The sequence below is a fragment of the Altererythrobacter sp. MTPC7 genome, from assembly GCF_042851395.1.
Taxonomy (GTDB): domain Bacteria; phylum Pseudomonadota; class Alphaproteobacteria; order Sphingomonadales; family Sphingomonadaceae; genus CAJXSN01.
This window is the reverse complement of record NZ_BTGS01000003.1, coordinates 125,919-150,884: the sequence shown is the minus strand read 5'-3', so window position 1 is coordinate 150,884 and position 24,966 is coordinate 125,919. Positions and strand designations below refer to the sequence as shown.

At 64.9% G+C, this 24,966-nt stretch carries 29 protein-coding genes; 11 read left to right on the top strand and 18 right to left on the bottom strand.

Annotated elements, in window-relative coordinates; all coding sequences use genetic code 11:
• Nucleotides 1–3 precede the first annotated feature (3 nt).
• Entirely contained in the window at nt 4–867 is an 864-nt protein-coding gene (gene nadC, locus ACGHJ7_RS03975; RefSeq protein ID WP_390474711.1) for a carboxylating nicotinate-nucleotide diphosphorylase, read from the top strand.
• A 133-nt stretch (nt 868–1,000) separates the two neighbouring features.
• Nucleotides 1,001–1,669 carry a ribonuclease T gene (locus tag ACGHJ7_RS03970; protein ID WP_390474709.1) on the top strand — a complete coding sequence of 223 codons (669 nt, stop codon included), beginning with the start codon at nt 1,001–1,003 and terminating at the stop codon, nt 1,667–1,669.
• Nucleotides 1,670–1,702: 33 nt separating this feature from the next.
• On the opposite strand, the gene ACGHJ7_RS03965 is transcribed toward ACGHJ7_RS03970, so the two are convergent.
• Together ACGHJ7_RS03965 and ACGHJ7_RS03960 are read right to left on the bottom strand one after the other, a co-directional pair.
• Nucleotides 1,703–2,194: a hypothetical protein gene (locus ACGHJ7_RS03965; RefSeq protein WP_390474707.1), complete on the bottom strand. Its 492-nt coding sequence runs from the start codon at nt 2,192–2,194 to the stop codon at nt 1,703–1,705.
• 148 nt (nt 2,195–2,342) lie between these two features.
• Nucleotides 2,343–2,798, bottom strand: a complete 456-nt coding sequence (locus tag ACGHJ7_RS03960) for a nucleoside deaminase (protein ID WP_390474705.1) — start codon at nt 2,796–2,798, stop codon at nt 2,343–2,345.
• A gap of 146 nt (nt 2,799–2,944) precedes the next feature.
• Between ACGHJ7_RS03960 and rpmB the strand changes: the two genes are divergently transcribed.
• Nucleotides 2,945–3,235, top strand: a complete 291-nt coding sequence (gene rpmB / locus ACGHJ7_RS03955) for a 50S ribosomal protein L28 (protein ID WP_390474703.1) — start codon at nt 2,945–2,947, stop codon at nt 3,233–3,235.
• 93 nt (nt 3,236–3,328) lie between these two features.
• Here rpmB and ACGHJ7_RS03950 read toward each other — a convergent pair whose 3' ends face one another.
• The gene (locus ACGHJ7_RS03950; RefSeq protein ID WP_390474701.1) at nt 3,329–4,300 is read right to left on the bottom strand and encodes an esterase-like activity of phytase family protein; all 972 of its coding nucleotides are present in this window, start codon (nt 4,298–4,300) and stop codon (nt 3,329–3,331) included.
• Nucleotides 4,301–4,438: 138 nt separating this feature from the next.
• Between ACGHJ7_RS03950 and ACGHJ7_RS03945 the strand changes: the two genes are divergently transcribed.
• Complete coding sequence (locus ACGHJ7_RS03945) at nt 4,439–4,960, top strand: hypothetical protein (RefSeq protein WP_390474699.1); 522 nt, start codon at nt 4,439–4,441, stop codon at nt 4,958–4,960.
• Between the two features lie 33 nt (nt 4,961–4,993).
• Here ACGHJ7_RS03945 and ACGHJ7_RS03940 read toward each other — a convergent pair whose 3' ends face one another.
• From ACGHJ7_RS03940 to xseA, 3 genes are read right to left on the bottom strand one after another with little or no spacing between them, the layout of a single operon-like run.
• Nucleotides 4,994–5,935 (bottom strand): M23 family metallopeptidase, encoded by a 942-nt coding sequence (locus ACGHJ7_RS03940; protein WP_390474697.1) that lies wholly within the window; start codon nt 5,933–5,935, stop codon nt 4,994–4,996.
• On the bottom strand, nt 5,935–6,138 hold the full coding sequence (locus tag ACGHJ7_RS03935; RefSeq protein WP_390474695.1) for a DUF2093 domain-containing protein: 204 nt from the start codon (nt 6,136–6,138) through the stop codon (nt 5,935–5,937). Before ACGHJ7_RS03935 ends, ACGHJ7_RS03940 begins: the two co-directional genes overlap by 1 nt.
• A 24-nt stretch (nt 6,139–6,162) precedes the next feature.
• On the bottom strand, nt 6,163–7,617 hold the full coding sequence (gene xseA / locus ACGHJ7_RS03930) for an exodeoxyribonuclease VII large subunit (RefSeq protein ID WP_390474693.1): 1,455 nt from the start codon (nt 7,615–7,617) through the stop codon (nt 6,163–6,165).
• A 5-nt stretch (nt 7,618–7,622) separates the two neighbouring features.
• Between xseA and purD the strand changes: the two genes are divergently transcribed.
• The 3 genes from purD to ACGHJ7_RS03915 all read left to right on the top strand — a co-directional run bounded on the left by purD (nt 7,623) and on the right by ACGHJ7_RS03915 (nt 10,422).
• Nucleotides 7,623–8,900, top strand: a complete 1,278-nt coding sequence (gene purD, locus ACGHJ7_RS03925) for a phosphoribosylamine--glycine ligase (RefSeq protein ID WP_390474691.1) — start codon at nt 7,623–7,625, stop codon at nt 8,898–8,900.
• 77 nt (nt 8,901–8,977) lie between these two features.
• A complete protein-coding gene (locus ACGHJ7_RS03920) occupies nt 8,978–10,063 on the top strand; it encodes a PAS domain-containing protein (RefSeq protein ID WP_390474689.1) in 1,086 nt (361 codons plus the stop codon).
• A complete protein-coding gene (locus ACGHJ7_RS03915; protein WP_390474687.1) occupies nt 10,063–10,422 on the top strand; it encodes a response regulator in 360 nt (119 codons plus the stop codon). Before ACGHJ7_RS03920 ends, ACGHJ7_RS03915 begins: the two co-directional genes overlap by 1 nt.
• A gap of 224 nt (nt 10,423–10,646) precedes the next feature.
• Here the strand turns inward: ACGHJ7_RS03915 and ACGHJ7_RS03910 are convergent, their stop codons facing one another.
• Nucleotides 10,647–11,642 carry an adenosine kinase gene (locus ACGHJ7_RS03910; RefSeq protein ID WP_390474685.1) on the bottom strand — a complete coding sequence of 332 codons (996 nt, stop codon included), beginning with the start codon at nt 11,640–11,642 and terminating at the stop codon, nt 10,647–10,649.
• A gap of 141 nt (nt 11,643–11,783) precedes the next feature.
• Between ACGHJ7_RS03910 and ACGHJ7_RS03905 the strand changes: the two genes are divergently transcribed.
• From ACGHJ7_RS03905 to ACGHJ7_RS03895, 3 genes are all read left to right on the top strand, one after another.
• Entirely contained in the window at nt 11,784–12,494 is a 711-nt protein-coding gene (locus ACGHJ7_RS03905; protein ID WP_390474684.1) for an EI24 domain-containing protein, read from the top strand.
• Nucleotides 12,487–12,918 (top strand): hypothetical protein, encoded by a 432-nt coding sequence (locus ACGHJ7_RS03900; RefSeq protein WP_390474682.1) that lies wholly within the window; start codon nt 12,487–12,489, stop codon nt 12,916–12,918. Before ACGHJ7_RS03905 ends, ACGHJ7_RS03900 begins: the two co-directional genes overlap by 8 nt.
• Before the next feature lie 93 nt (nt 12,919–13,011).
• A complete protein-coding gene (locus tag ACGHJ7_RS03895) occupies nt 13,012–13,962 on the top strand; it encodes a hypothetical protein (RefSeq protein WP_390474680.1) in 951 nt (316 codons plus the stop codon).
• Nucleotides 13,963–13,968: 6 nt separating this feature from the next.
• Here the strand turns inward: ACGHJ7_RS03895 and ACGHJ7_RS03890 are convergent, their stop codons facing one another.
• The 11 genes from ACGHJ7_RS03890 to ACGHJ7_RS03840 all read right to left on the bottom strand — a co-directional run bounded on the left by ACGHJ7_RS03890 (nt 13,969) and on the right by ACGHJ7_RS03840 (nt 23,573).
• Nucleotides 13,969–14,265: a hypothetical protein gene (locus tag ACGHJ7_RS03890; RefSeq protein WP_390474678.1), complete on the bottom strand. Its 297-nt coding sequence runs from the start codon at nt 14,263–14,265 to the stop codon at nt 13,969–13,971.
• An 86-nt stretch (nt 14,266–14,351) separates the two neighbouring features.
• Entirely contained in the window at nt 14,352–14,708 is a 357-nt protein-coding gene (locus ACGHJ7_RS03885) for a HesB/IscA family protein (RefSeq protein ID WP_390474677.1), read from the bottom strand.
• Complete coding sequence (locus tag ACGHJ7_RS03880; RefSeq protein WP_390474803.1) at nt 14,708–15,229, bottom strand: SUF system Fe-S cluster assembly protein; 522 nt, start codon at nt 15,227–15,229, stop codon at nt 14,708–14,710. The genes ACGHJ7_RS03885 and ACGHJ7_RS03880 overlap by 1 nt, the downstream gene beginning before the upstream one ends.
• Before the next feature lie 10 nt (nt 15,230–15,239).
• Entirely contained in the window at nt 15,240–16,469 is a 1,230-nt protein-coding gene (locus tag ACGHJ7_RS03875) for a SufS family cysteine desulfurase (protein WP_390474675.1), read from the bottom strand.
• Nucleotides 16,466–17,227, bottom strand: coding sequence for a SufD family Fe-S cluster assembly protein (locus tag ACGHJ7_RS03870; RefSeq protein ID WP_390474673.1), 762 nt, complete (start codon nt 17,225–17,227; stop codon nt 16,466–16,468). Before ACGHJ7_RS03870 ends, ACGHJ7_RS03875 begins: the two co-directional genes overlap by 4 nt.
• Nucleotides 17,220–17,969: a Fe-S cluster assembly ATPase SufC gene (gene sufC, locus ACGHJ7_RS03865; protein WP_390474671.1), complete on the bottom strand. Its 750-nt coding sequence runs from the start codon at nt 17,967–17,969 to the stop codon at nt 17,220–17,222. Before sufC ends, ACGHJ7_RS03870 begins: the two co-directional genes overlap by 8 nt.
• Nucleotides 17,969–18,517 carry an endonuclease domain-containing protein gene (locus ACGHJ7_RS03860; protein WP_390474669.1) on the bottom strand — a complete coding sequence of 183 codons (549 nt, stop codon included), beginning with the start codon at nt 18,515–18,517 and terminating at the stop codon, nt 17,969–17,971. Before ACGHJ7_RS03860 ends, sufC begins: the two co-directional genes overlap by 1 nt.
• Nucleotides 18,518–18,739: 222 nt before the next feature.
• Nucleotides 18,740–20,236: a Fe-S cluster assembly protein SufB gene (gene sufB / locus ACGHJ7_RS03855; RefSeq protein ID WP_390474667.1), complete on the bottom strand. Its 1,497-nt coding sequence runs from the start codon at nt 20,234–20,236 to the stop codon at nt 18,740–18,742.
• A complete protein-coding gene (locus tag ACGHJ7_RS03850; RefSeq protein WP_390474665.1) occupies nt 20,233–20,658 on the bottom strand; it encodes an SUF system Fe-S cluster assembly regulator in 426 nt (141 codons plus the stop codon). The genes sufB and ACGHJ7_RS03850 overlap by 4 nt, the downstream gene beginning before the upstream one ends.
• 119 nt (nt 20,659–20,777) lie before the next feature.
• Complete coding sequence (locus tag ACGHJ7_RS03845; RefSeq protein ID WP_390474801.1) at nt 20,778–21,566, bottom strand: helix-turn-helix domain-containing protein; 789 nt, start codon at nt 21,564–21,566, stop codon at nt 20,778–20,780.
• Nucleotides 21,567–21,722: 156 nt separating this feature from the next.
• Complete coding sequence (locus ACGHJ7_RS03840; protein ID WP_390474663.1) at nt 21,723–23,573, bottom strand: DUF885 domain-containing protein; 1,851 nt, start codon at nt 23,571–23,573, stop codon at nt 21,723–21,725.
• 348 nt (nt 23,574–23,921) lie between these two features.
• Here ACGHJ7_RS03840 and ACGHJ7_RS03835 point away from each other — a divergent pair, with 348 nt between their 5' ends.
• Nucleotides 23,922–24,959 (top strand): quinone-dependent dihydroorotate dehydrogenase, encoded by a 1,038-nt coding sequence (locus ACGHJ7_RS03835; RefSeq protein WP_390474799.1) that lies wholly within the window; start codon nt 23,922–23,924, stop codon nt 24,957–24,959.
• Nucleotides 24,960–24,966 lie beyond the last annotated feature (7 nt).

Sequence of the window (24,966 nt, the reverse complement as noted above, 5' to 3'; positions counted from 1 at the left end):
TCCATGACCGATTTTTCTCTTCCGGGTTTCGACCTTTCCGCCTTTGTCCGCAGCACCTTGGACGAGGATCTGGGTGTCGGCCTGCCGGGCGGCGGCAGCGATGTCACCGCGTCCAGCGTCATCCCGGCGAATGCCCGCTTTTCCGGTGTGATGGACGCGCGCGATGCGTGTTCGGTCGCGGGCCTGCCGGTGGCGGCGGCGTTCTTCCGCGCGCTCGACCCGGAAGTGCGGATCGAGATCCTGGTGGAGGAAGGCGCACGCGTCATCCCCGGCACCGACCTGATGCGGCTGGAAGGGAACGCCCGCGCCCTGTTGACGGCAGAGCGCAGCGCGCTCAACACAGTGCAGCACCTGACCGGCATCGCCACCATGGTCCGCGAATATGTGACGGCGATGGACAATCCCGATTGCACCCTGCTCGACACGCGCAAGACCATTCCGGGCCTGCGCATGCTGGAGAAATACGCGGTTCGCATGGGCGGCGGCTCCAACCACCGCATGGGCCTGTGGGATGCGGCCATGATCAAGGACAACCACATCGCGGTCGCAGACACGGTCGGCGAGGCGGTGCGCCGCGCGGTCGAGGCGGGGGTCGAGGACATCATCTGCGAAGTGGACCGGATCGACCAGATCGAACCTGCGCTGGAAGCGGGCGCGACCCGCCTGCTGCTCGACAACATGGAACCGCCGACCTTGCGCGAGGCAGTCGCGCTCGTGGCAGGCCGCGTCCCGACAGAGGCCAGCGGCGGGATCAATCTCGACACCATCCAGGCGAAGGCCGCGACGGGGGTCGATTACGTCAGCGTCGGACGCCTGACGCAAAGCGCCCCGGCGGCGGATATCGGGCTGGATTTCGGGGTGCTGTGAGGGATTGGTTTTCTCTCGCGGCATATCGGCTTCGCTGATGCCTCCGAGGGGCCGGCGCAGGAGCGCCGGCGGCCCGTCGGCCTTGCTGTCCGCTAATAGCGGACCGTTGCTTGCGCTGGCCGGCTTGGTCGTCGTGGGACTGCCTGCCGCGGCTTCGGCGCAGGCCTACCAATGCAAGGTTCCGGCGCGCATTTCCGTGCCGCAGGCGAAGCAGGACGGGCCGGTGCGGCAGGTTCCGGTGACAGGCTACACCATGGCACTGAGCTGGAGCCCTGAGTTCTGCCGCACGCGCCAGCGCAGCGGCACGCATGCCACCCAGTGTTCGGGCCGCAATGGCCGCTTCGGCTTCATCGTCCACGGCCTGTGGCCGGATGGGCGCAGCACCTGGCCGCAATACTGCCCAACCGCGCGCCGTCCCCAGCCTGCCACGGTGGCGAAGAACCTCTGCATGATGCCGTCCGCCAGCCTCGCCGCGCGGCAATGGGCGAAGCATGGCAGTTGCATGACGCGGCGGCCCGATACCTATTTCAATGTGACGCGCATATTGTGGAACAGCTACCGCTGGCCCGATTTCGACCGCATCAGCCGCGAGGAGGGCCTCACCGCAGGCCGCATCCGTGAAGCCTTCGCCAGCGCCAATCCGGGCTGGGAGCCAAGCATGGTCGGCGTAAAGCTGAACCGCCGCGGCTGGCTGCAGGAATTGCGCCTCTGCTACGGCAAGCGCTTCAGGCCGAAAGTGTGTCCCAGCCGGACATTCGGGCCGAAAGACGGGGTGAAGGCCAAGATATGGCGAGGGATGTGAGGGATTTCCTCAGGATGCAGGTAAATCGACCAACTATTCGAGTTCAGAAAGACGGCTCGACATCAATATGTAGCAAATAGCCGGTCCATAACGATCGCCCGAGTCATCGCCAGAATCGAGAGCGACCCAGTTCGGTTGTATTTGATCCTTTAGCCACCCTGCTTCCCTCTGCGTAATTGGGCGCAGATTTGAGTTTTCATAACCACAATCCAAAGCGACTTTCAGCAGACGTGCAAGAGTGGCGCGTGGACCGAAACCTAGAGGGTCACTATCAAAGGATTCCAAAGCCTCTATCATCACAGGTGTAGCATCGCAGTTCGTTGAGATCGCTTCGGCTCCAATGACGAGATGAATGGAGGTCGCAACCTTTGCCAATTCCTCTTGAATGTCATCTACCGAGATTTCTGAAAAACGGCTCTTCGGAACAAGGCGTAATGTCGTCATCTCGCCCGAATGACCTGTGCAGTTGATGCTCCATTTTTCGCGCGCAGCTAATTCGCGGATCAAAACTATTTGCGGCGTCATACCGGACGCTATTACGCCTTCGACTGGACGCGGCTGAGCGCTGTAGCAGCCACTCATCAAAACAATTATTAGAAAAGAAAGATCTATACATACACTAATCTTATATTAGGTTTTGCAAAACGCAAGCTGGTCATCAACGCCGTTCATACTACCTCCGCCCCCTAAAAAATTCCCGCAACATCTCCCTCGCCTCGCCCTCACCCATGCCCGAATACACTTCCGGCGCGTGATTGACCTGCGCGTGCTCGAAGACCCGCGCGCCGTGTTCGACGCCGCCGCCTTTGGGGTCGCTGGCGGCGTAGTAGAGCTTCGCAATCCGCGCATGGGCGATGGCGCCGGCGCACATGGCGCAGGGCTCCAGCGTGACCCATAGCTCGCAGCCTTCCAGCCGTTCCTGTCCCAGCGCCTCGGCGGCGCGGCGAATCGCCAGGATTTCGGCGTGGGCGGTCGGGTCGTGGAGGGTGCGCGGCGCGTTGTGGGCGCGGGCGACGACCTCACCGTCCTTCACCACCACCGCGCCGACCGGCACCTCGCCCGCATCCACGGCGAGGCGCGCCTGCTCCAGCGCGGCTTGCATTGCGGGCGGGACGGGCCATCGTGCCATCCCGCCGCGCTAGCGGGGAGAGCGCGGCAAACGCAAGCTATCGGTTGACGATTCGGCTTTTGGGCGATACTTGCGCGCCTTTCCCGGCCCTCCCCCCGCATCTTGCGGGGCAGTGCCGCATATCAAAGCAAGCAAAGAGATTGATCATGTCGCGCATCTGCGAACTGACCGGCAAGGGCCGCCTGACCGGCAACAATGTGAGCCACGCGAACAACCGCACCAAGCGCGTGTTCCTGCCGAACCTGCAGCACGTCACCCTGCTGAGCGAGAAGCTGGAGCGTGGCTTCAAGTTCCGCGTGTCGACCCACGGCCTGCGCAGCGTCGAGCATAATGGCGGTCTCGACAACTGGCTGCTGAAGACCAAGGACGAAAAACTGTCCCCGCGCGCCCAGAAGGTGAAGCGCGAACTGAAGAAGGCTGCCAAGGAAGCAGCGTAAGCCGGAAGGCTTTTCTTCAAGCGAGATTCCAAAGCGCGCTGGGCATCATGCTCCGCGCGCTTTTTCGCGTCTGTAGCCGGGACGGCGCGCCGATTACTCGGGTAGTTCCCCGTCCCAGCGCATCCTGAGCAGCAGCGTGTTCTGGAACTTCGCCGTATTGTCGTCCGAAATCATCCAGAGCGTGACGGGATAACCGTCCCCCCACACCGCGATCCCTTCGAAATTGTCGGTCGGCATCGGCGGGGTGAACCGCGCAATTTCCTGCCACGGCCATTCCTCGCCCTCGCGAATGTCGGCCGGGTCCGCGACCAGCAGGCGCGCCTTGAACACCGGCGGCAGGCCCCATTCGAAGCTGCGCACCAGGATCAGCACGCGGCCATCGGGCAATGCGGCCATGTCGACCGGCAGATACCCTTCCGGATCGTGGAAATCGAACGAAATGGCCTCGGCCCCGTCCACCGGATCGCCATCGAACAGCAGGCCGTCGCGGTTCTGTGCCGACCACGCCCATGTTCCTTCCGCCATGGCGATGAACCGCCCGTCCGGCAGACGCACGAACGCCTCGGGCCCAGCATTGGACGGCCAGTCTTCCATTTGCGGCGGTTCCGCGCCCGCCTGCACGCCCCCGCGCGGCCCCATGCGGATGACCGCGTTGAGGTTCTCGTAAGCGGCCCAGAGCCAGCCCGTCTCCGGGTCGATCGTCAGCGCCTCCAGGTCCGATCCCGTTTTCTCGCCGAAATAGGATTTCGCCCCGAACCGCCGCATGTCGCCGCGCCCGGGCTGGCCGCCATCCAGTTCCAGCCACAGCGCAGCGCCCTGGTCGCTGCCTGCCAGGAGGAAATCGGGCTCGATGGCGACCAGTCCGGAATATCCGCCGAACAGCGAATGCTCGCTCGACAGTTTCCACATGCCCTCGATCTCCAGCGCACCGACGCGCGGCTGCTGGACCGGGATGGCGACCGAGACGAGACCGGCGTCCAGCACCTGCGCCGGGCGCGGGCTGCGGATCCAGGTGCCGGGCGCAAGCGCCAGCACGACAAGGGCGAGGAGGAGAAGGCGTGTCACCGGCGCTGCCATAGGCGAAAGGTGCGCCCGTTCAACGCATAAGCGGCCAGACGCGGTGCCCCGGCCGCAGCGATACACTTGCCATGCAGGCGGGCGGCACTACACTCGGGCGCCGACACAGCACCCCATGAGGTCCCGATGGCATTTCGCACCCTGATCGCGCTTGGCGCAGTTTTCACCCTCGCCGTTCCCGCTGCGGCGCAGGACGACGAGATGGGCACACCGGCGGCGGTGCAGGCGCTCTACGATTGCCGCGAGATTGCCGATCCGATGCAGCGCCTCTCATGCTATGACGCGCAGGTCGCGGACATCGCGCAGAAGGAAAGCACGGACGAGCTGGTCTTTGCCGACAAGGAACAACTGCGCGAGGCACGGCGCGGCCTGTTCGGCCTGTCGCTGCCGCGCATCCGCCTGTTCGACGGCGGGGACGAGGACGAGTTCGAGGAAATCACCACCACCATCGCCAGCGCCACGCGGATCGGGCGGGGCAGCTGGGCCTTCACCCTCGCCGATGGGGCGCAGTGGGTGCAGAACGACAATTTCATCATGTACAGCGACATCGATCCCGGCACCGAAGTCACGATCAAGAAAGGTGCGCTCTCCAGCTTCACCGCGAAGATCGGCAATCGCCGCGCGATCAAGGTGAAGCGCGTCCAGTAAGGAGGGGGCAGTTCGCACTGCCTCCCCTCAACCTCAGGGCATGGGGCCGGTGAACAGCAGCGGGTCCAGCCGCGCATCGTGCCATTTCAGGCTCCAGTGCAGGTGCGGCCCGGTGGCGCGGCCCGATGCACCGACATTGCCGATATGCTGGCCTTGCGTGACGGCCTGCCCCTCCTCCACCACGATGCGCGAGGCGTGGAGGAAGGCGCTGTTCAGCCCTGCCCCGTGGTCGATGATGATGAGGTTGCCTTCGAGGCTGAAACCCGTGCGGGCGAGGACGACCACGCCGTCTGCCGGGGCGACGAAGGGCACGCCGCCACCGGGCGCGATATCGATGCCGGAGTGATAGCTGCCCGGCTCCCCGCGATAGATGCGCTGGCGGCCGAACAGTCCGGAAATGCGCCCCGTTACCGGCCAGACGAAATCCTGCGTCCAGCCCTCGGCGCCGGTCTGTCGTGCGCGCGCATCGACGATCGCGTTCCACTCCGGCTCGCGTTTCGCCCACCACGCCTCGCTGCTGCCGCCTTCGCGCTTGGCGACATTCACGCGCTGGATGTTCCATTCGCGAGGAGAGACGGTGACCGGCACGCTGACCTGCCGCCCGTCCTTCATGGATGCGTGCAGGAACGCCTGCGTGCTTTCGTCCCGGTCGAAGGCAGCGAAGAACCTGCCGGTCGGGCCGATCGCCAGCGGCGTTTCGCCGAGCCGCGCGGACACCGTGCCCGCCGGAACCTGCCCGCGAATGAAGCCGCCCTGGGTCAGCTCGCCGTCATAGAGGAATGTTGCCGGCCCCTGCGCCTCCGGTGCGGCAGCGGCGGGTGGCGGCGTCATGACAGGCGCGGCGGCTGTCTGAGGCGTCTGCGTGTCAGGTGATGCGTCGGCGCTGGCCAGCGTTTCGTCTGCCGCGCTGGCGGCATTGCAGGCGGCCAGCGAAGCGAGTGCGATCAGCGCCGCCCCGCGTGCAGGCAGACGCATCACTGCGCCTCCAGCAGGCGCTTCGTCGCGATTTCGGCGCTGGCATAGGGTTCCTGCAGGTCCGCGCTCCAGTAACGCAGGTCTTCGAGAGCGATGAGCTCGCCCGATACGGCGCAGGCGACGTGGCGCCCGGCTTTCAGGACACGGAAGGAGCTGGCTTCGTAGCGCAGCTTGGCGAGCTGGTCGCGGGATGACATGAGCATGGGCGGGTCTCTAGCAATGGCGGGTCAATCGAACAAACCCTGCTGCGCATCGCCGCCTGCGGCCGGCTTCTTGCGGCGGGCAGGCTTGCGCGCAGCGGGCGCGGTGTGTCCCTCTCCTACCGCAAGCACTCCGTCTGCAAACTGAATGGAGAGCGCGCCCGCTTTCTCCGCCTCGACCTTGCGGCGGACCAGTCTGCCGTCCGCATCCTGAACCAAGGAATAGCCGCGTTCGAGCGGGGCACGCGGATCGAGCGAGCCGTGGACACGGGCGAGTGCGTCCAGCCGTTCCTGCTGGCGAACCAGCTTCTGGCGAGGCAGGTCGGGCGTCAGGCGGATGGCGGCGAGTCTGCGCGCGGCATCGCGGTGGGCGCGGGTCAGGATGGACGGCGCCAGCTGCGCGCGGCCCAGCCGTTCGCGGCCATCGCGCGCGCGGTTCTCCAGCCCGCGTTTCAGCCTGTCCGCCAGATCGTCCAGCTTTTGCGCCTGCGGTTGCAGCAGCGCATCCAGCTTCGGCAGGCGCTGGACCCGCGCCTCCAGCCGTTCGCGTCCCAGTTCGAGCGGGCGCAATACGCTGCGCTGCTGGCGCACACCGAAATCGCCGAGCATCGCGGCAAGCTCCGCCCGCACCGGCACGGCCATTTCCGCAGCAGCGGTCGGCGTCGGCGCGCGGCGGTCGGCGGCGTAGTCGGCCAGCGTGGTGTCCGTCTCGTGCCCCACGGCGCTGATGACGGGAATGGGCGATTCGGCGATGGCGCGGACCACGCTTTCCTCGTTGAAGCTCCACAGATCCTCGATCGAGCCGCCGCCGCGCGCCACGATCAGCAGGTCGGGACGCGGGACCGGTCCGCCTGCCGGAATGGCGCCGAAGCCGCGAATGGCCGCGCTCACCTGGTCGGCTGCGCCCTGCCCCTGCACCAATACGGGCCAGACGACGACATGGCTGGGGAAGCGGTCGGCCAGCCGATGCAAGATGTCGCGAATCACCGCGCCGGTGGGCGAGGTCACCACGCCGATGGTGCGCGGCAGGTAGGGCAGCGCGCGCTTGCGTTCGCGGGCGAACAACCCTTCCGCTTCCAGCCTCGCCCGCGTTTTTTCCAGCAGGGCCAGCAGCGCGCCTTCGCCGGCCAGCTCCATCCGCTCCATCACGATCTGGTACTTGCTGCGCCCGGGATAGGTCGTCAGCTTGCCGCTCGCGACGATTTCCAGCCCGTCTTCCGGCTGGAACGGCAGGCGCCCGGCATTGCCTTTCCACATCACCCCGTCGATCACCGCCTTGTCGTCTTTCAGGCTGCAATAGAGATGACCCGACGCGGCGCGCTTCACGCCCGACAATTCGCCGCGAAGGCGGACGAAGCCGAACTGGTCCTCCACCGTCCGTTTCAGCCGGGCCGACAGGTCGGACACGCTGACAGGCTCGGCGTTGTCGCCGCTGCGACCCTTCGCTACGAGGCCGCTATTGTCGTCACTGTCAAAGGGCATGAGCCATGAATATCCTGCTGATCGGTTCGGGCGGGCGCGAACATGCGCTGGCGTGGAAGCTGGCGCAATCCCCGCAAGTTGCGAAGCTGTTCGCCGCCCCCGGGAACCCCGGCATTGCAGAGGAAGCGACCTGCGTCGACCTCGATCCTGCCGACCACGCAGCGGTGCTGGCATTCTGCAAGGCGGAAGACATCGCGCTGGTGGTCGTCGGACCCGAAGCGCCGCTGGTGGACGGCCTCGGCAATGCATTGCGCGCAGCCGGTATCGCAGTGTTCGGCCCTGACAAGGACGCAGCCCAGCTGGAAGGCAGCAAGGGCTTCACCAAGGATTTGTGCGAGCGGGCGGGCATTCCCACGGCAGGATACGTCCGCACTCGTTCGTTCGAGGAAGCGCGCGATGCGCTGGACCGGTTCTCCCCGCCTTACGTGCTGAAGGCAGACGGTCTTGCTGCAGGGAAAGGCGTGGTCATTCCCGAAACGAAGGAAGCCGCGCTGGTGGAATTGCGCGATATGTTCGGCGGCCGTTTCGGGCAGGCCGGGGCGGAAGTCGTGATCGAGGAATTCATGACCGGGGAGGAAGCCAGCTTCTTCGCCCTGACCGACGGGACCACCGTCGTCCCTTTCGGCAGCGCGCAGGATCACAAGCGGGTGGGCGAAGGCGACGAAGGCCCCAATACCGGCGGCATGGGCGCCTATTCGCCTGCGCGCGTGCTAAGCGGCGAACTGCAGGCCCGCGTCATGCGCGAAATCGTGCAGCCCACCGTCGATACGCTCCGGGCCGAGGGGATGCCCTATTCCGGCGTGCTCTATGCCGGGCTGATGCTGACCGAGGACGGCCCGAAACTGATCGAATACAATGCCCGCTTCGGCGATCCGGAATGCCAGGTCCTGATGATGCGGCTGGAGAGCGACCTGGCTACGCTGATGCTGGCCTGCGCCGAGGGACGACTGGGCGAAGCGGAGGACGTCTCCTTCAGCAAACGGACCGCGCTGACCGCGGTGATGGCCGCGAACGGCTATCCCGGCACGCCGGAAAAAGGCGGCGCGATCGAACTTGGCTCGGCCGAAGAGGACGGCGCGAAGGTTTTCCACGCAGGCACGAAGCGCGATGGCGAGACGCTGGTCGCCAATGGCGGACGCGTGCTGAACGTCACCGCCATGGGCGCCAATGTGACCGAAGCGAAAGCCGCAGCCTACGAAGCGGTCGATGCCATCGACTTTCCGTCCGGCTTCTGCCGCCGCGATATCGGCTGGCGCGAAGTGGAGCGTGAAGCGCAAAGGTGATTCCGCCGGACCTTTCCCGCTCTCTGCGACGTTGGGAGAGTGCAACAAAAAGCAATCAGCGACGAGGGGACGCTTCCATGGCGCGGCAGGACAATACGAAGGGCGAATTGAAATCGTCCAACCAGGCCCACCGCGCAATCATTTCGCGAGGCGCCCGCGCCGAAACATTTGGCGGCGCCACCGGGCTACTGTTCGAACAGGCCATGGCGCAGACCCGCATGGCCGTGTGCCTGACGGACCCCCGGGTCGAGGACGATCCCATCGTCTTCTGCAACGAAGCGTTCGAACAGCTCACCGGTTACAGCAGCGATGAAGTCGTCGGGCGCAACTGCCGGTTCCTGCAGGGGCCGGATACCGATCCCGGTCAGGTCGCGAAGATCCGAGAGGCGCTGAAAAGCGAGAGCGTCGTCGTCGTCGAACTGCTCAATTACCGGAAGGACGGCAGCACCTTCTGGAACACGCTGCATCTCGGCCCGATCTACAATGCCGAAGGCGAGCTTATCTATTTCTTCGGCAGCCAGTGGGACGTGACCGACATCCACCAGTCGCGTGCCGAGGAAAAACACGCCAAGGCCATTGCCCGCGAAATCTCGCACCGGATGAAGAACGTCTTTGCCGTCGTCGGAGGCATCGTGAACATCACGGGGCGTTCGATGGATGCCCGCGAGGTATCGCGCAAGATCAACGAGCGGGTGCAGGCGCTGGGCCGGTCCTACGAACCCACGCTGGACGATGCGGCGCTGGGCACGATTCATGTCGGGCAGGCGATCCGGTCGGTGCTGGCGCCCTACGACCCCGAAGGCGACCGCATCGTGTTCGAAGGGAACGGCGTCCGCACGAAGCCGAATGCCATTTCGGCGATCGGCCTCGCCCTGCACGAACTGGCGGCCAATGCGACGAAATACGGGGCGCTTTCCAACGCCGCCGGAACCGTCACGGTCCGGTGGCATCATGCAGAGGATGCCGGGCCCGTGCTGGAACTGGAGTGGATCGAGGCGGACGGCCCCACGGTCGATGGTCCGCCGCCTGCACGGGGAACCGGCTTCGACATTGCCGAGACGCTGCTGAAATTCGCGCAAGGGACCATGCACAAGGATTGGGACCCGGCCGGCCTGCGTGTGCGGATCGCGGTTCCCATGCAGCCATCGGCAGGGGCAGCGTAATGAAATACCTCGTCCTGGAAGACGAGCCGCTGATTGCCATGGACCTGCAGTTCGCGCTGGAGGATGCCGGCTACGAGGCGGTCACCGCGTCGAACAACGCGCAGGCGCTTTCCATCATCGGGGACGGCGGCATTGCAGGGGCCATTCTGGATGTCAGCCTCGGCCCGAACGAGACGTGCTACGAAACGGCGGACCGGCTGCAGGATGCAGGCATCCCGTTCCTGCTGCATACCGGCGACCTCAACCGCATCGGCGAACACCTGCGCGAAATGAACGCTCCGGTGCTGGAGAAGCCCCGGCCTGCCGACGATGTCGTTGGCGCGCTGCTCGGCATGGAAGAACAGCGCAAGGCCGGCTGATCGATCAGAAGAACCTGTCCTACACGCGGTCCGCTCGCTAGCGAGGACGGGCTCTTTCCCATTGCCGGAACCCATCCCCCAAGCTGCGTTTTCGCGTCATTTCCCGGTGAAGTGTCAACTTCGCGAAAGCGCCATAAACTTTTGGTATTCCGATGGAATAAGCGAGCGAAGGACCAGGCGCCGCTGTCAACATCGTCAACTTCGCGGCGGCTGGACCGGCCTGCCTAGCCGAGGTGCTTTTCCATCAAGGCCTTCATGTCGGTTTCGGGACGCGGGCCGATATGGCTGATGACTTCGGCCGCCGCGATCGCTCCGCGCTTCAGGCAGGTCTCGAGGTCCATGCCCGCTGCATGGCCGGACAGGAAACCGGCGGCGAACTGGTCACCCGCACCGGTGGTGTCGACCACCTTGTCGACCGGCTGCGCCGCGACTTCGGCGCGGGTTCCGCCGGCGATGGCGACAGCCCCGTGCTCGCCCTTCGTCGCGACCAGCATCGGAACATCGCCCGACAGGCGATCGAGGCCTGCCTCGAAATCATCCTCGCCTGTCAGCGTCGCCAGCTCGCTTTCGTTGACGAACAGGATGTCGATCACGCCGTCGGCGATCATGGCGCGGAAATCGTCGCCATGGCGGTCGATGACGAAGCTCTCGCTGGCGGTGAAGGCGACCTTGCGCCCCGCGCCGCGGGCGACGTCGATGGCGCGCCGCATGGCCTTGCGCGGTTCTTCGGGGTCCCAGAGATACCCTTCGAGATAAAGGATCGCACCGCTCGCGATCAGGTCCTCGTCCAGCGCGCCCGCGGGCAGGAACTGTCCTGCACCCAGGAAGGTGTTCATCGTCCGCTCCCCGTCGGGCGTCACGAAGATCAGGCAGCGGCCCGTCGGCGGCTCTTCCTCGCGCGCGGGCGTGTCGAAAGCGATGCCCGCAGAACGGATGTCGTGGGCAAAGACCTTGCCGAACTGGTCGTCGGCCACCTGCCCGATAAACGCGCATTTCGTGCCGAGCGCCGCCAGGCCCGCCAGCGTATTGGCAGCACTGCCGCCCGATTTCTCGGTCGCCGGACCCATCGCATCATACAGCCTGTCCGCGCCTTCCGCATCGACCAGCGACATGCCGCCACGGGCAAGGCCAAGCTGCTCGATGGTCGCATCCTCGCAAGGCGCAAGGATGTCGACGATGGCATTGCCGATCGCGACGACGTCGAATTTGGGGTCGGACATGGTGCTGCGTGTCTTTCGTTCGGGGAAGGAGGATGTGCCCTGCGCGCCTAGCCGCTGGAACGCCCAAGGCCAAGCCCTGCCCCCTGCTCGCGCGAACTCGTGCCGATTGACTTGCGCGGCCCGTCGCCCGATGCCCGCAACATGGCGTTACCCGGCATGTCCCTTCCCGCAGCACTCGGCCGCGCCGCCGGACAATTGGCGGACCCCGCCATCCTGCGCGTGCTCGTCAAATCGGTGATCGTCACGATCGTGGTGTTCGCGGCTCTGGGCATCGGCAGCTTCGCATTGCTCCAGGCCTTTATCGAGCAATGGACCGGCGACATGAGCGAGGAAATCGCCGCGCTCGCCGCCGTGCTGGCCATCGGTATCGGCGGCTGGCTGCTGTTCCGCATCGTCGCCCTCGCGGTGATCCAGTTCTACGCGGAAGACATCGTCCGTGCTGTCGAGGCGCGTTTCTATCCCGAGGCGGAGCGAACGGCTCGCCCCGTGCCGTTCGGCGAAAGCATCGGCGAAAGCGCTCGCTCCGCCTTCAGGGCGCTGGCCGTCAACCTGCTGGCCCTGCCCCTCGCGCTGGTCCTGCTGGTGACGGGCGTTGGAACGGTCGCCCTGTTCTGGGTGATCAATGCATGGTTGCTGGGCCGCGAATTGCAGGATCTGGCATGGGTGCGCCACCGCCTCGACCGGGCCGAGATCCCGCCCCTTGGCGGCGGAACGCGCTTTCTTCTCGGCGGAGCGATCGCCGCCTTGCTCACCGTGCCTTTCGCAAACCTGCTGGCGCCTGTAATCGGGGCGGCGGCGGCAACCCATCTCGTTCAGTCGAAAGTTCGCAGGAATCCCCCTCCCGATGCGTAAAATCCTCGCCCTTGCCCTCTTGCCGATGGTCGCCGCCTGCGCGACGACCGTCCCCCAATCCAGCCAGGGAGCGGTGCAGCCGGGCAATCCGACGCCTCGCGTCAGCGTTCCCGTGCCGAGCACGCGCCCCGCTCCGCCGACCGGCGGGTTCATCGCGCCGCGCGTAATGGATATCCCCGGTCTCGAGGGGGTCATCGGCCAGACTGCAGCGGGCCTCACCTCGCGCTTCGGCGCCCCTAGGCTCGACGTGATCGAAGGCGATGCGCGCAAGCTGCAATTCGCCGGCGAACCATGCGTTCTCGACATCTATCTTTACCCGCTGCGGCCCGGGGCGGAGCCGACTGCCACCTATGTCGATGCGCGGCGCACCTCGGATGCACTCGATGTCGACCGGGCAGCCTGCGTGCGCGCCCTCGGGCGCTAGGGGCCCGGGCGAACAGGTTTCGATAAAGGAGGTAAGGGCGATTTAAGAATGTTCTGCCATCCCCGCAGGGTATCACAGGGGACTAGACTTCGCATGAGCATGCAGTTTGCCGATCTGGCCAGAGCCGTGGCCGCCGACCGCCACGTTTCGCCCGAGGAAATCCAGTCGCTGCGCCGCCTCGGCTGGGGCGACGGACAGATCACCCGCGACGAGGCCGAGGCGATCTTTGCGATCAACCATCAGGTCGACAATCCCGGTCGCGAATGGGTCGATTTCTTCGTCGAGGCGCTGACCGAATTCGTGCTGAACGGTACCGAGCCCAGGCACATGTGCAACGAAGAGGAAGCCGACTGGCTGATCGGTGCGCTGGACGCTGACGGGCATCTCGAGACCTTTGCCGAGCTGGAACTGCTGGTGCGGGTGGTCGAGCGCGCGCAAAACGTACCCGAAAAGCTGAAGCGTTACACCCTGTCGCAAATCGAGGATGCCGTACTGACCGGGACCGGCCCGACCCGATGTGGCGGCGAACTGTCGGCCAACCATGTAAGCACGGCGGAATGCCGATTGCTGCGCCGCGTCATCTTTGCGAGCGGCGGTCACGGCCCTGCCGCCGTCAGCCGGTTCGATGCCGAAATGCTGTTCCGGATCAAGGATGCGACGCTTGGCCACGACAACGCGCCGGAATGGGCGCCACTCTTCATCGACGGGATCGCGAATTACCTGCGCGGCTTCGAACTGACGCGCGCGCAGTTGAGCCATGACCGGGTGAAAGAACTCGAAGCGTTCATCGCCGACAACAAGCGCGAGGTCGGCCGGTTCATGGGCCGCATGGCGCGGGAAATTCCGCAGGTCCGCAACAATCTGGGCGTGGTGTTCGGCCGGAAACCAGCCGGGCGCCCCACTCCCGACTACACCGCGCAAGCGGCAGCGGGCGAGATCGTCACCGACAACGAACAGGCCTGGCTCGACAGCATGATCGAAGCCGATGGCGAGCTCGATCCGCTGGAACGCCAGCTGCTCGAACGGCTCGCCCGAGAAGATTGATCGCCTTTACTGGAATTCGAATAGCGGCATCCCGTTAGCCGCCACACGTCGCTGGACCGTTCGGCGCGCCGTGATCCGGCGGACCCCCTCGCGAAGGCTCACATGCGCACCGCGAAGGATGCGGGCCGCCACCTGCCCGGTCGCATAGCGTTTGCCGGACCGCTTCGCCTTGCCTTCACCGACCACCTTGCGCCGTGTCTCGGCGACCGCGCGCAGCGGCTCTGCCCCCGGCTTGGTTTCGGCGTGGAGCGGCGGCGCAGAAAACATTGCGATGGCGGCGGCGATGGGAACGAAAGGTCTCATACCCAACCAATGGGGCGGCCGCGACAAAGTTTCGGCAAACCTTTCCAACAGGTTAAGCGGCTCGCCAATTTTCGTGGCGGAAGCCGTCAGACCATGAAGCTTTCGCCGCAGCCGCACGCGCCCTTGGCATTCGGGTTCTCGAACACGAAACCGGCGGTGAAGTCGTCTTCGACCCAGTCCATCGTGCTGCCGATCAGATAGAGCACGCTGGCGCTGTCGATGTAGAACACGCCGCCGGGCGTCTCGATCTTCTCGTCCAAGCCGGCTTCCTCGGTCACGTAATCGACCGAATAGGCGAGACCCGAACAGCCGCGGCGCGGCGTCGAGAGTTTGACGCCTATCGCATTGTCGGGCGCCTTGGCCATCAGGTCGGTCACGCGCTGCTCGGCAGCGGGCGTGAGAATGACCGCTGCGGGGCGTTCGCGAAGGGTGCTTTGCGCCATCACAGCATCCCCAGTTCCAGCCGCGCCTCGTCCGTCATCTTGTCCGGACCCCATGGCGGGTCCCAGACGAGATTGACCTCGGCATCGCGTACGCCCGGCACGCTGGCCGCGCGCAGCTCGACTTCGCCCGGCATGGTCTCGGCGACCGGGCAATGCGGCGTGGTCAGGGTCATCGTGACCGTGACATCGCTCTCGTCATCGACCTCTACGCCGTAGATCAGGCCCAGATCGTAGATGTTCACCGGGATTTCCGGATCGTAGATTTCCTTCAGCGCGGCGATCACCGCTTCCTGCAGCGGCCCACCAGCGCCGCCCGGACCGGCCTCTTCCGGTTTCTTCTGGAGAAACCCTTCAAGGTAGTCCCGCTTGCGCTCCATGGTCTGTTTCGGCGTTTCCGCGGCAGGCTCCACCGCATCGTCCACGCGGGCGCGCGGAGGCTTGGGCGGTGCCTCGGTCAGAACCTGTTCCGTCGGCGCCGGGGCCGCGACGAAATCCTTCCTGTCAGCGTTGTCTTCGCTCATCATCGAATTCCTAGCCGAAAATCTTCTGTGTTCGCTCGATACCGCGCAGCAGGGCCTCGATATCGCTGTCGTCGCTGTAGAGTCCGAAGCTCGCCCGCGCAGTTGCGGGAACGCCCAGATGGTCCATCAGCGGCTGGCAGCAATGGTGCCCGGCGCGGATTGCGACGTTCTCTTCATCCAATATGGTGCCCAGATCGTGCGGGTGAACCCCCTCCATCACGAAAGAGACGATCCCCGCGCTCTGCTCCGGTCCCAGGACACGGACCGAATTGATCCGCGAAAGCGCCTCGCGAGTCCTCGCTGCCAGATCGGCCTCGTGCGCGAAAAGCCCTTGCATGCCCGCCTCGCCGGCCACCTCTTCGACGTAGTCGATGGCGGCATGCAGCGCGATGGCCTCGGTAATCATTGGCGTGCCCGCCTCGAACCGCTGGGGCGGCGGGGCATAGGTCGATTTTTCGAAGGTGACCCTGTCGATCATCGCGCCGCCGCCGTGCCAGGGCGGCATTTCTTCCAGTATATCCTCGCGCGCCCACAACACGCCGATGCCGGTCGGCCCGTAAAGCTTGTGGGCAGACAGCACGAAGAAATCGCACCCCAGCTCGTCCATGGCGAGCCGCATGCGCGGCGCGCTCTGGCAGCCGTCCAGCAGCAGCTTCGCGCCCACCGCATGGGCGGCCTTCGCAGCGCGCTTGGCGCCCAGAACGGAGCCGAGGACATTGGACATATGGGCCAGCGCGACCAGCTTGTGCGCGCGCGTCAGGTTGGCCTCCAGCCAGTCCAGATCGATCAGGCCGTCTTCGGTCAGGGGGCACACATCGATCTTCGCGCTGGTTTCCTGCGCCACTATCTGCCACGGCACGATGTTGGAGTGATGCTCCAGCTGCGACAGCATGATGCGGTCGCCTTCGCGCAGGTTCGCCCGGCCCCAGCTATTCGCCACGAGGTTGATGCCTTCGGTCGCACCGCGCACGAAGACGATCTCGTTCTCGTTCTTCGCCCCGACGAACCCTGCGACCCTGCGCCGCGCCGCTTCGTAACCCAGCGTCATCTGCGCGCTGCGACCATAGACGCCGCGGTGGACGGTGGCGTAATCCTTGCCCAGCGCCCGGCTCATCGCGTCGATCACCGCGCGGGGTTTCTGTGCCGTGGCAGCCGTGTCGAGATAATGCCAGGGCTTACCCTCGGCCGTGACGAGGCCCGGGAAATCCGCCTTGCGGGAAAGGGTCGCGGCCTCGCTCACAGATGCGCGTCCAGCTTGTCCAGCGCGATGCGGAGCAAGCGTTCCGCCTCGTCCTCGTCGTCCAGCCCCGCCATCGCATCGCCGAGAAACGCCTGCACCAGCAGACGGCGCGACAGTTCGGGCGATAGGCCGCGCGCCGCCATGTAGAAGCGCGCATTCTCGTCCAGCTGGCCCACGGTGGCGCCATGCGCGCATTGCACGTCGTCGGCAAAGATTTCGAGCTGCGGCACGGCGTTCACGCTCGCGCCCTTTTCCAGCAGCAGGCCCTTGAAATCCTGTGCCGCGTCGGTCTTCTGCGCATCGCGCACGACGTCGATCCGGCCGAGGAAATTACCCGTGCCCTGGCCCCAATGGACGGCGCGCACGGTCTGGTTGCTGGTGGCTTCGGGATGAGCGTGAACGACGTGGCTGACGAATTCGCGCGTGGTGTCGCGCCCGCCGACCGTGATGCCGCCCATCTCGAAATGCGCCCCGCGTTCCAGGTGCACGACCAGTTCGACGCGGCCCAGCTGTGCCGCTGCAATCACGCCGAACAATTCGAACCGTGCGCCCTCGCCGATCTTCACGCGCAGGCGGCGAAGCTTCGTACCGTCATCCGGCTCTGCAATGGTGACGATTTCGCGCCGCGTCTCGCCTGCCGGAACGTCGATGTCGCTCCAGTCGTCGAAGGTGCCCAGATCGAGCGAAGCAAGTGCATCGGTATCGGAATACCGCCACGCCTCGTCCTTGCGTGTGGGGAAAGTCGCTGCCTCAGGCATCTGCCATCACCGCATCGTAACCCTCGGCCTCCAGGCGCTGCGCCAGCTCCGGCCCGCCAGTCTGGACGATCCGGCCCTGCGCCAGGATCGACACCTTGTCCGGCTGCACCACGTCGAGCAGGCGCTGGTAATGGGTAATCAGGAGTACCCCCTTGGCCGGATCGCGCATGATTGCATTGATCCCGTCGCCCACCACGCGCAGCGCATCGATGTCGAGGCCGCTGTCGGTCTCGTCCAGCACGGCGAATGCCGGGTCGAGGATACCCATCTGGACCATCTCGGCGCGCTTCTTCTCGCCGCCGGAAAAGCCGACATTCACGTTGCGCTTGAGCATTTCCATGTCGAGCTTCAGCAGCCCGGCCTTCTCCTTCGCCAGCTTCAGGAATTCGCCGCCGGTCAGGGCTTCCTCGCCCCGTGCCTTGCGCTGCGCATTCAGCGCCTCGCGAAGGAACTGGACGTTGGAAACGCCCGGAATCTCGACCGGGTACTGGAATCCGAGGAACAGGCCCGCCGAGGCGCGCTCATGCGGTTCGAGGTCCAGCAGGTCCTGTCCGTTGAACGTCACGCTGCCGCCGGTCACTTCGTAACCGGGGCGCCCGCCCAGCACATAGGCGAGCGTCGATTTGCCAGCGCCGTTCGGGCCCATGATCGCATGGACCTCGCCCGCAGGCACTTCGAGCGTGAGCCCGTCGAGGATCTGCTTGCCGCCAATCTCGGCGGAAAGGTTTTCGATTTTCAGCATTACTTGTCTCTTCGATTTCGCGGGGGACCATTGCCGTCGCGGTCGTAGCGCGGCCTGGTCTGGCGCGGGTTCCTGGCGTCGTGTTCGCGGCGGGCCTGTTTGCGGTCGCCGATCCGCATCCTCATGCCGAGCGTGATGCGCTCCAGCACCTTGTCCATGTTTTCGAGGATGTCTTCCGCCGTGATCCGCATGACGCGGATACCGACGGATTCAAGGCTCTTGTCGCGCCGCTTGGCGAGGGTTTCGTTCTGGTCCGGCTCGTCGATGATGATCGCCATGCCGAGTTTGTGGCAGTTGAAATCGACGATCGCGCTGCCGACCACGGCATGCCGCGTGAAGGTGAAGGGGCCCATGTCGGCCTCGGTAAAACGCTTCGCCAGCGCCTTGTGCGCCGGGGAGGAATGGCGCCGCAATTCGCGCGCCCGCTCGTGCAGCGCATCGAGCCGCTTCTCCGAAATCTCCCAGCCGCGGCCCTTCTTCTTAAGGGCGGGCGCGGCATCGGCGGTCTCGGTCAGATCGCGAAGCTGGAGGGTCTTGCGGTCAGTCATCGTCTTTGACCCGGATGATGGAAGGATCACGGCCCTCCCGAACTGCTCGCCTACGCTTGACGAGGTAATGGGCAGACAGAGCTAAGGCAGCTAATGCAGCAGAAGTGTCGGCCACGAACATCCAGCCGGATGATCCGCTTTCCCAAGCCCGAAACAACAGCCAAAGACCCATAACCAGCCAAATCCAAGGAAGTGCGCCGTAGTCGTCTGTGTAAACCGTACTCACCCCACACTCCCCTCAAGCGAAATCGCCAGCAGCTTCTGCGCTTCCACAGCGAATTCCATCGGCAGCTCTTTCAGCACCTCTTTCGCGAAGCCGTTGACGATCAGCGCCATCGCCTCTTCCTCGTCCAGCCCGCGCTGCTGGGCATAGAACAGCTGGTCGTCGCTGACCTTGCTGGTGGTCGCCTCGTGCTCGATCTGGGCGCTGGGGTTCTTCACCTCGATATAGGGCACGGTGTGTGCGCCGCACCGGTCGCCGATCAGCAGCGAATCGCATTCGGTGCGGTTGCGCACGCCCTCGGCATTAGGGCTGACCCGCACCAGGCCGCGATAGGTGTTGTTCGACTTGCCGGCCGAGATACCCTTGGAAATGATCGTGCTGCGCGTGCCCGGCGCGTTGTGGATCATTTTGGTGCCGGTGTCGGCCTGCTGGTAATTGTTGGTGACGGCGACGGAGTAGAACTCGCCCACGCTGTCGCGCCCGTTGAGCACGCAGGAGGGGTATTTCCACGTCACCGCGCTGCCGGTTTCGACCTGCGTCCAACTGACCTTGCTGCGGTCGCCCTGGCACAGCGCGCGCTTGGTGACGAAATTGTAGATGCCGCCCTTGCCTGTCGCATCGCCGGGATACCAGTTCTGCACGGTCGAATACTTGATCTCGGCATCTTCCATCGCGACCAGTTCGACAACGGCCGCGTGAAGCTGGTTCTCGTCGCGCATCGGTGCGGTGCAGCCTTCGAGATAGCTGAGGTAAGAGCCCTTTTCGGCCACGATCAGCGTGCGTTCGAACTGGCCGGTATTCTCGGCATTGATGCGGAAATAGGTGCTGAGCTCCATCGGGCAGCGCACGCCTTCGGGAATGTAGACGAAGGTTCCGTCGGAGAAGACCGCCGCGTTGAGGCAGGCGAAGTAATTGTCGCGCTGCGGCACCACCTTGCCCAGCCACTTCTTCACCAGCCCGGGATGCTCCTTGATCGCCTCGCTGATCGACAGGAAGATGACACCTGCCTTGCTCAGCTCCTCGCGGAAAGTGGTGGCGACGCTGACCGAGTCGAACACGGCGTCCACCGCCACCTTGCGCGCGCCCTTCACCCCGGCGAGCACTTCCTGCTCGGCAATCGGAATGCCCAGTTTCTCGTAGGTTTCGCGGATCGCCGGGTCGAGTTCGTCGAGGCTTTCCAGCTCCGGCTTCTTCTTCGGTGCGGCGTAGTAATAGGCGTCCTGGTAGTCGATTTCCGGATAGCCGAGCTTGGCCCAGTTCGGCTCCTCCATCTCCTGCCACAGGCGGAAGGCCTTGAGCCGCCAGTCTAGCATCCACTCAGGCTCGCCCTTCTTGGCGCTGATGAAGCGGACGGTGTCTTCGGTCAGGCCCTTCTCGGCGAATTCGGTGTCGATGTCGCTGGACCAGCCGTGTTCGTAGTCGGCGGCCTTTGCGGCGGCATCGTGGGCGGCCTGGTCCTGTAAAGGCTGGTCCTGAAGGTCGAGAGTATCGGTCATGCCAGTTCTTTCGCGGCTGTCTGGTGAGCCTGCGCAAGTTGCGTCAGCGGAATGTCCGCCAGCGCGCCGCGCAGTGCATTGTTGATCGTGGGCCAGTGCGGCTTCACCGCGCAGGTGTCCCCGACGACGCAGTCCGATCCATCGACGCACGCGGTGAGCGCGATGGGCCCTTCGACCGCCTCGACGATGTCGGCAACGGTAATCGCCGCCGCCGGGCGAGCCAGTTGCAACCCGCCGCCGGCCCCGCGGACCGAGCGCAGCAAACCCGCGCCCGACAGCTTGCTGACGACTTTCTGTACGGTCGGAGCCGGAAGGCCGGTTTCCTGCGCCAGTTCGCCCGCCGACACGCGTCCGCCGCCGCAATGGCGGGTCGCGGCGCACATCGTGACGATGGCATAATCGGCGAGGTTTGAAAGGCGCATGGTGCTCGTGAAAACGGGTAATCGGACTGTTTCGTTCCGATTTCACCTATGCATGGGTGGCTGCGCTTTCAACGCAAATCCCATTGTTGCGAGTCGTTAGCATTTGCGCGGCTTGAAGCTTACGCCTTCGCCTTAGCCTCTTCTTCCGCAATCCGGTCGAACAGGGCCGCGTTGCCATAACCCCGGACATCGAGCGTCTTTTCACCCAGGGTCTCTGTGTCCCCGCCGAGCCGCTTCGGCGTGCGGCCGGTATAGCGCCGCAGATCCCTGATCAGGTGGGCCTGGTCGTAGAAGGAGTCGTAGATCTCGGTCACGATCGCGTCGGGCAGGTCGGGCATCGACAGCATGGTCGCTGCCCGAACCGCGCGGTAGCGCTTGGCCAGGGCGATCGGGGGACGACCGAAATACCGGTTGGCCAGCCGCTGGACCGTGCGCGGCGACATCGAGAGCGTTTCCTGCAGGTCTTCGATCGCCGGATTGAAGGAATTGCCGAGCCATTCCAGCATGCGGTCGATGAATTGCTCATGCCCCGGATCGAGTGCCCTCAATGCGCCGCCGAGGACCGACGCAATCTGGGAGGCCGCCTGAGGTCTGTCGATATCCCCGCGCCCCAGACGCCCGGCAATATCCGCCGCGGCCGCAGCAGCATCGCCGTCCGCAATCGTGCCCGCAAGCGGCAGCATCCGGTTGGTCGTGAGATTGACGGGCTGCCCGGTAAGCGCGGCCCAGCCCTTCACGTTGAGCGAGACGCCCACCATTTCGGCCGGACCATGCACGTGGAACGGCGTCGCCTGGTCCAATTGCGCAACGAAGAAGCCGCCTTCGACCGGCCCCTGCGTGCCCGACGGGAAATCGGAAGAGACTGCCCCGCGCCCGAACAGCATCAGCTGCGGCGAATAGGACGGCATCACGTCATCCAGCGCCTCCCCCTCGAACCGGAAGGTATACAGCGTGTTGACGTAGCCTTTCAGCTCCGCAGGGATGGGCGCGAAGTCGAATTCGAACGAGCTGCCTTCGGGCGCCCCCCGGTCCTGTTTCTCGTCTCTGGCCAGAATTTACCCCCGTCAGCTGTCTTTCTGTCCGGCGACCCATGCAGCGACGTTTTCTTCCATGATCGACAGCGGCACCGGACCGCTGAGCAGGATGGCATCGTGGAAGCCGCGAATGTCGAAATCGTCGCCCAGTTCGGCCCGGGCCATCTCGCGCAGTTCCATGATCTTCAGCTTGCCGATCATGTAGGCGGTCGCCTGCCCCGGATAGACCGCATAGCGTTCGATCGCCTTGCGGATGTCGCCATCGGGATTGGGCGTGTTCTCGGTGAGGTAGGCAATCGCTTCCTCGCGCGTCCAGCGCTTGTGGTGGATGCCGGTATCAACGACCAGCCGGCACGCGCGCCACAGTTCCATCCCCAGCCGGCCGAAATCGGAATAGGGATCGGTGTAGAAGCCCATATCCTTGCCCATCTCTTCGGAATAAAGGCCCCAGCCCTCGCTATAGGCCGTGACCCCGCCGAAGCGGCGGAAGGGCGGCACGTCGCCCAGCTGGGTCTGGATGGAAAGCTGCAGGTGATGGCCCGGCAGGCCTTCGTGATAGGCCAGCGCTTCCAGCTCGTTGGCCGACATATCCTTCAGGTTGTAGAGGTTCACGTAATACGTGCCCGGCCGCGATCCATCGGGCGCGGGGCGCTGGTAGAACGCTTTGCCTGCGCTTTTCTCGCGGAACGCCTCGACCGGCTTGATCACCAGCGGATCGGTCGGCAGCGTGCCGAACCATTGCGGCATCACGGCCTCGACCTTGTCGATCGCGGCCTGCGCATCGGCGAGATATTCCTCGCGGCTGGTGTAGTAGAACCGGTCGTTGGTGCGGGTAAATTCGAAGAAGTCCTGCAGGCTTCCCTCGAAACCGACCTCGGCCATGATGGCGCGCATTTCGCCATGGATGCGATCGACCTCGCGAAGGCCGATGGCATGGATTTCATCTGCCGAGAGATCGGTGGTGGTATAATTGGCGAGCAGCGCCTCGTAATAGGCCGCTCCTTCGGGGAAGCGCCAGATGCCGTCATCGGTCGGCGCGATGGCCTGCTGCCTCTTCATCTCTGCAAGCAGCCCCTCATAGGCCGGCTGGGCAGAGTTTTCCCAGGCGGTGACGGAATCCGCGATCAGCGCAGCCTTCGCCGCGTCGTCGATTTCCAGCTCGCCCACCTTCTCCGCGAAATCTTCCAGGATCGCATTGTCCAGTCCAGCGGATAGCAGGTTCTCGATATCGGAGATAACATAGGGATAGACCCAGTCCGGCGGCATGATGCCGTTATCGGCGCGTTCGCGCGACTGCGAGGTCAGCTCCGCCATGCCCGGGCCAACGCCTTCGATCCGGCTGATATAATCGCGCGCATCGCTTTCGTTCGTCACGCGGTGAATGTTGATCAGGAAGGCCGGCAGCTGGCTTTGCGCGCCGTTCATCTGGTCGAAGATGTAGCCGTATTTGCGATACGGGAAGAGCGATGCGCGCCGCTCCTCGACCGCTTCGAACAGGCGATAGGACAAGGCGTCCTGCTCCGGCAACGCATCCACGTCGAACTTGCCGCGCATCTGCTCTGCCGTGAATTGCAGCAGCTCGAACGACTGACGCTCGCCCGCATCGGTGAAATCGCCCCATTCGCCGTAATCCTCGTCGCGAATACCGCGATAGGCCTTGCCCAGCGGCGAAAGCTCGAGCGATGCCTCGTCATACGCCTCGAACAGGGACCCGATATCTTCCGCCGCGGCAATCGTGGAGGCGTTGACCGGGCTCGCCGTTTCGGGCGCGACGGGCTGAACGGTGGCGGCGGGCGCCGTGCCATCCACCCCGTAACCGTCCACCGTCGCACATCCCCCGAGTGCCAGACCGGCCACGCCGATTGCCCAAACTGCCTTCATTACCCGCTCCTGAATTCTGCTGTCTTCGCGCCACGTGTGCAGCATGAAAGCGCGATGCACCAGAGGCAACGCAGGGGAAACCGGTCCGGAATGGGGTATAGTCGCGGGGAAAAGGCGCAAAAAAAGGGCGGCCCGGGACTTCGTCCCGATGGCCGCCCTGAAAGGAAAGAACTCTGGCATCGCTGCTTTAGAGCCCTTCGGGTCGCAAATGAGGTGCTACCGATTCGCTTCTGGATTTGATTGTATGGAAACGACACATCGTCCTGAGCCTTCGCTTCGTCGCACCCGGTGGCGGTCTTCAAGAGCGGCTCGACACGGTTCGCCGGCTTCGTCATAGCAGCGCCCGTCATGCTGTTTCCCCTCCTCAGGCCCGCGATTTTCATGCTCGACCCGGAAAAGGCCCATCGCCTTTCCATTGTGGGCCTTTCGATGCTTCCCCCGGGCAAACCTGCCCCACGCGATCCCGTGTTGGCCTGTAGTGTCGGCGGGCTCGATTTCCCCAATGCCGTGGGGGTCGCCGCCGGTTACGATAAGGACGCGGAAGTTCCCGACGCGCTGCTGGGCCTCGGCTTCGGCCATGTCGAGATCGGGTCTGTCACGCCGCGCCCACAGGCCGGCAATCCCAAGCCGCGCCTGTTCCGGCTGAAGGAAGACCGGGCCGTCATCAACCGGATGGGGTTCAACAATGCGGGCGGCGACAAGGCGGCACAGCGCCTCGCGAAACGGAAAGGGCGCGGCGGGATCGTCGGGGTCAATATCGGCGCGAACAAGGATTCCGCCGACCGGATCGACGATTATGCGAGGATGGCGCGCCTGATGGCGCCGCTGGGCGACTACCTGACGATCAACATCTCCAGTCCCAACACGCCCGGCCTGCGCGCCTTGCAGGACGAAAGCGCCCTGACCGGCCTGATCGACGCTGTCTTCGCGGCGCTGGACGAACAACCTGCGAGGCCTCCCGTCTTCCTGAAAGTGGCACCCGATCTCGAACCGGCAGACATCGATGCCATCGCCCGCATTGCGCTGGAATCGCGGCTGTCCGCGCTGATCGTGTCGAACACCACGATCTCGCGGCCCTCCCTGTCGTCCTCCGACCGCGATGAGGCAGGCGGCCTGTCGGGAGCACCGCTCAGGGACCTTGCCCTGCAGCGGGTCCGCGATTTCCACCTGGCGACAGGCGGCCGCATACCTCTGATCGGAGTGGGAGGCATCGGTTCTGCTGAGGACGCATGGGCGCGCATCCGGGCGGGGGCCAGCATGGTCCAGCTCTACAGCGCGATGGTCTATGAAGGACCGGGCCTCGCGCGCAGGATCAACCGGGACCTGAAGGCGCTGGTGCAGCGCGAAGGCTTTTCCACCATTGCCGAGGCGGTCGGAACACAATAGCCCTGCG

Coding starts and splice junctions, on each gene's coding strand:
- nadC (WP_390474711.1), top strand. CDS start 4: ATGACCGATTTTTCTCTTCCGGGTTTCGACCTTTCCGCCTTTGTCCGC.
- ACGHJ7_RS03965 (WP_390474707.1), bottom strand. CDS start 2,194: ATGACGCCGCAAATAGTTTTGATCCGCGAATTAGCTGCGCGCGAAAAA.
- ACGHJ7_RS03960 (WP_390474705.1), bottom strand. CDS start 2,798: ATGGCACGATGGCCCGTCCCGCCCGCAATGCAAGCCGCGCTGGAGCAG.
- rpmB (WP_390474703.1), top strand. CDS start 2,945: ATGTCGCGCATCTGCGAACTGACCGGCAAGGGCCGCCTGACCGGCAAC.
- ACGHJ7_RS03945 (WP_390474699.1), top strand. CDS start 4,439: ATGGCATTTCGCACCCTGATCGCGCTTGGCGCAGTTTTCACCCTCGCC.
- ACGHJ7_RS03940 (WP_390474697.1), bottom strand. CDS start 5,935: ATGCGTCTGCCTGCACGCGGGGCGGCGCTGATCGCACTCGCTTCGCTG.
- ACGHJ7_RS03935 (WP_390474695.1), bottom strand. CDS start 6,138: ATGCTCATGTCATCCCGCGACCAGCTCGCCAAGCTGCGCTACGAAGCC.
- xseA (WP_390474693.1), bottom strand. CDS start 7,617: ATGCCCTTTGACAGTGACGACAATAGCGGCCTCGTAGCGAAGGGTCGC.
- purD (WP_390474691.1), top strand. CDS start 7,623: ATGAATATCCTGCTGATCGGTTCGGGCGGGCGCGAACATGCGCTGGCG.
- ACGHJ7_RS03920 (WP_390474689.1), top strand. CDS start 8,978: ATGGCGCGGCAGGACAATACGAAGGGCGAATTGAAATCGTCCAACCAG.
- ACGHJ7_RS03915 (WP_390474687.1), top strand. CDS start 10,063: ATGAAATACCTCGTCCTGGAAGACGAGCCGCTGATTGCCATGGACCTG.
- ACGHJ7_RS03910 (WP_390474685.1), bottom strand. CDS start 11,642: ATGTCCGACCCCAAATTCGACGTCGTCGCGATCGGCAATGCCATCGTC.
- ACGHJ7_RS03905 (WP_390474684.1), top strand. CDS start 11,784: ATGGCGTTACCCGGCATGTCCCTTCCCGCAGCACTCGGCCGCGCCGCC.
- ACGHJ7_RS03900 (WP_390474682.1), top strand. CDS start 12,487: ATGCGTAAAATCCTCGCCCTTGCCCTCTTGCCGATGGTCGCCGCCTGC.
- ACGHJ7_RS03895 (WP_390474680.1), top strand. CDS start 13,012: ATGAGCATGCAGTTTGCCGATCTGGCCAGAGCCGTGGCCGCCGACCGC.
- ACGHJ7_RS03890 (WP_390474678.1), bottom strand. CDS start 14,265: ATGAGACCTTTCGTTCCCATCGCCGCCGCCATCGCAATGTTTTCTGCG.
- ACGHJ7_RS03885 (WP_390474677.1), bottom strand. CDS start 14,708: ATGGCGCAAAGCACCCTTCGCGAACGCCCCGCAGCGGTCATTCTCACG.
- ACGHJ7_RS03880 (WP_390474803.1), bottom strand. CDS start 15,229: ATGAGCGAAGACAACGCTGACAGGAAGGATTTCGTCGCGGCCCCGGCG.
- ACGHJ7_RS03870 (WP_390474673.1), bottom strand. CDS start 17,227: ATGCCTGAGGCAGCGACTTTCCCCACACGCAAGGACGAGGCGTGGCGG.
- sufC (WP_390474671.1), bottom strand. CDS start 17,969: ATGCTGAAAATCGAAAACCTTTCCGCCGAGATTGGCGGCAAGCAGATC.
- ACGHJ7_RS03860 (WP_390474669.1), bottom strand. CDS start 18,517: ATGACTGACCGCAAGACCCTCCAGCTTCGCGATCTGACCGAGACCGCC.
- sufB (WP_390474667.1), bottom strand. CDS start 20,236: ATGACCGATACTCTCGACCTTCAGGACCAGCCTTTACAGGACCAGGCC.
- ACGHJ7_RS03850 (WP_390474665.1), bottom strand. CDS start 20,658: ATGCGCCTTTCAAACCTCGCCGATTATGCCATCGTCACGATGTGCGCC.
- ACGHJ7_RS03845 (WP_390474801.1), bottom strand. CDS start 21,566: ATGCCGTCCTATTCGCCGCAGCTGATGCTGTTCGGGCGCGGGGCAGTC.
- ACGHJ7_RS03840 (WP_390474663.1), bottom strand. CDS start 23,573: ATGAAGGCAGTTTGGGCAATCGGCGTGGCCGGTCTGGCACTCGGGGGA.
- ACGHJ7_RS03835 (WP_390474799.1), top strand. CDS start 23,922: ATGCTGTTTCCCCTCCTCAGGCCCGCGATTTTCATGCTCGACCCGGAA.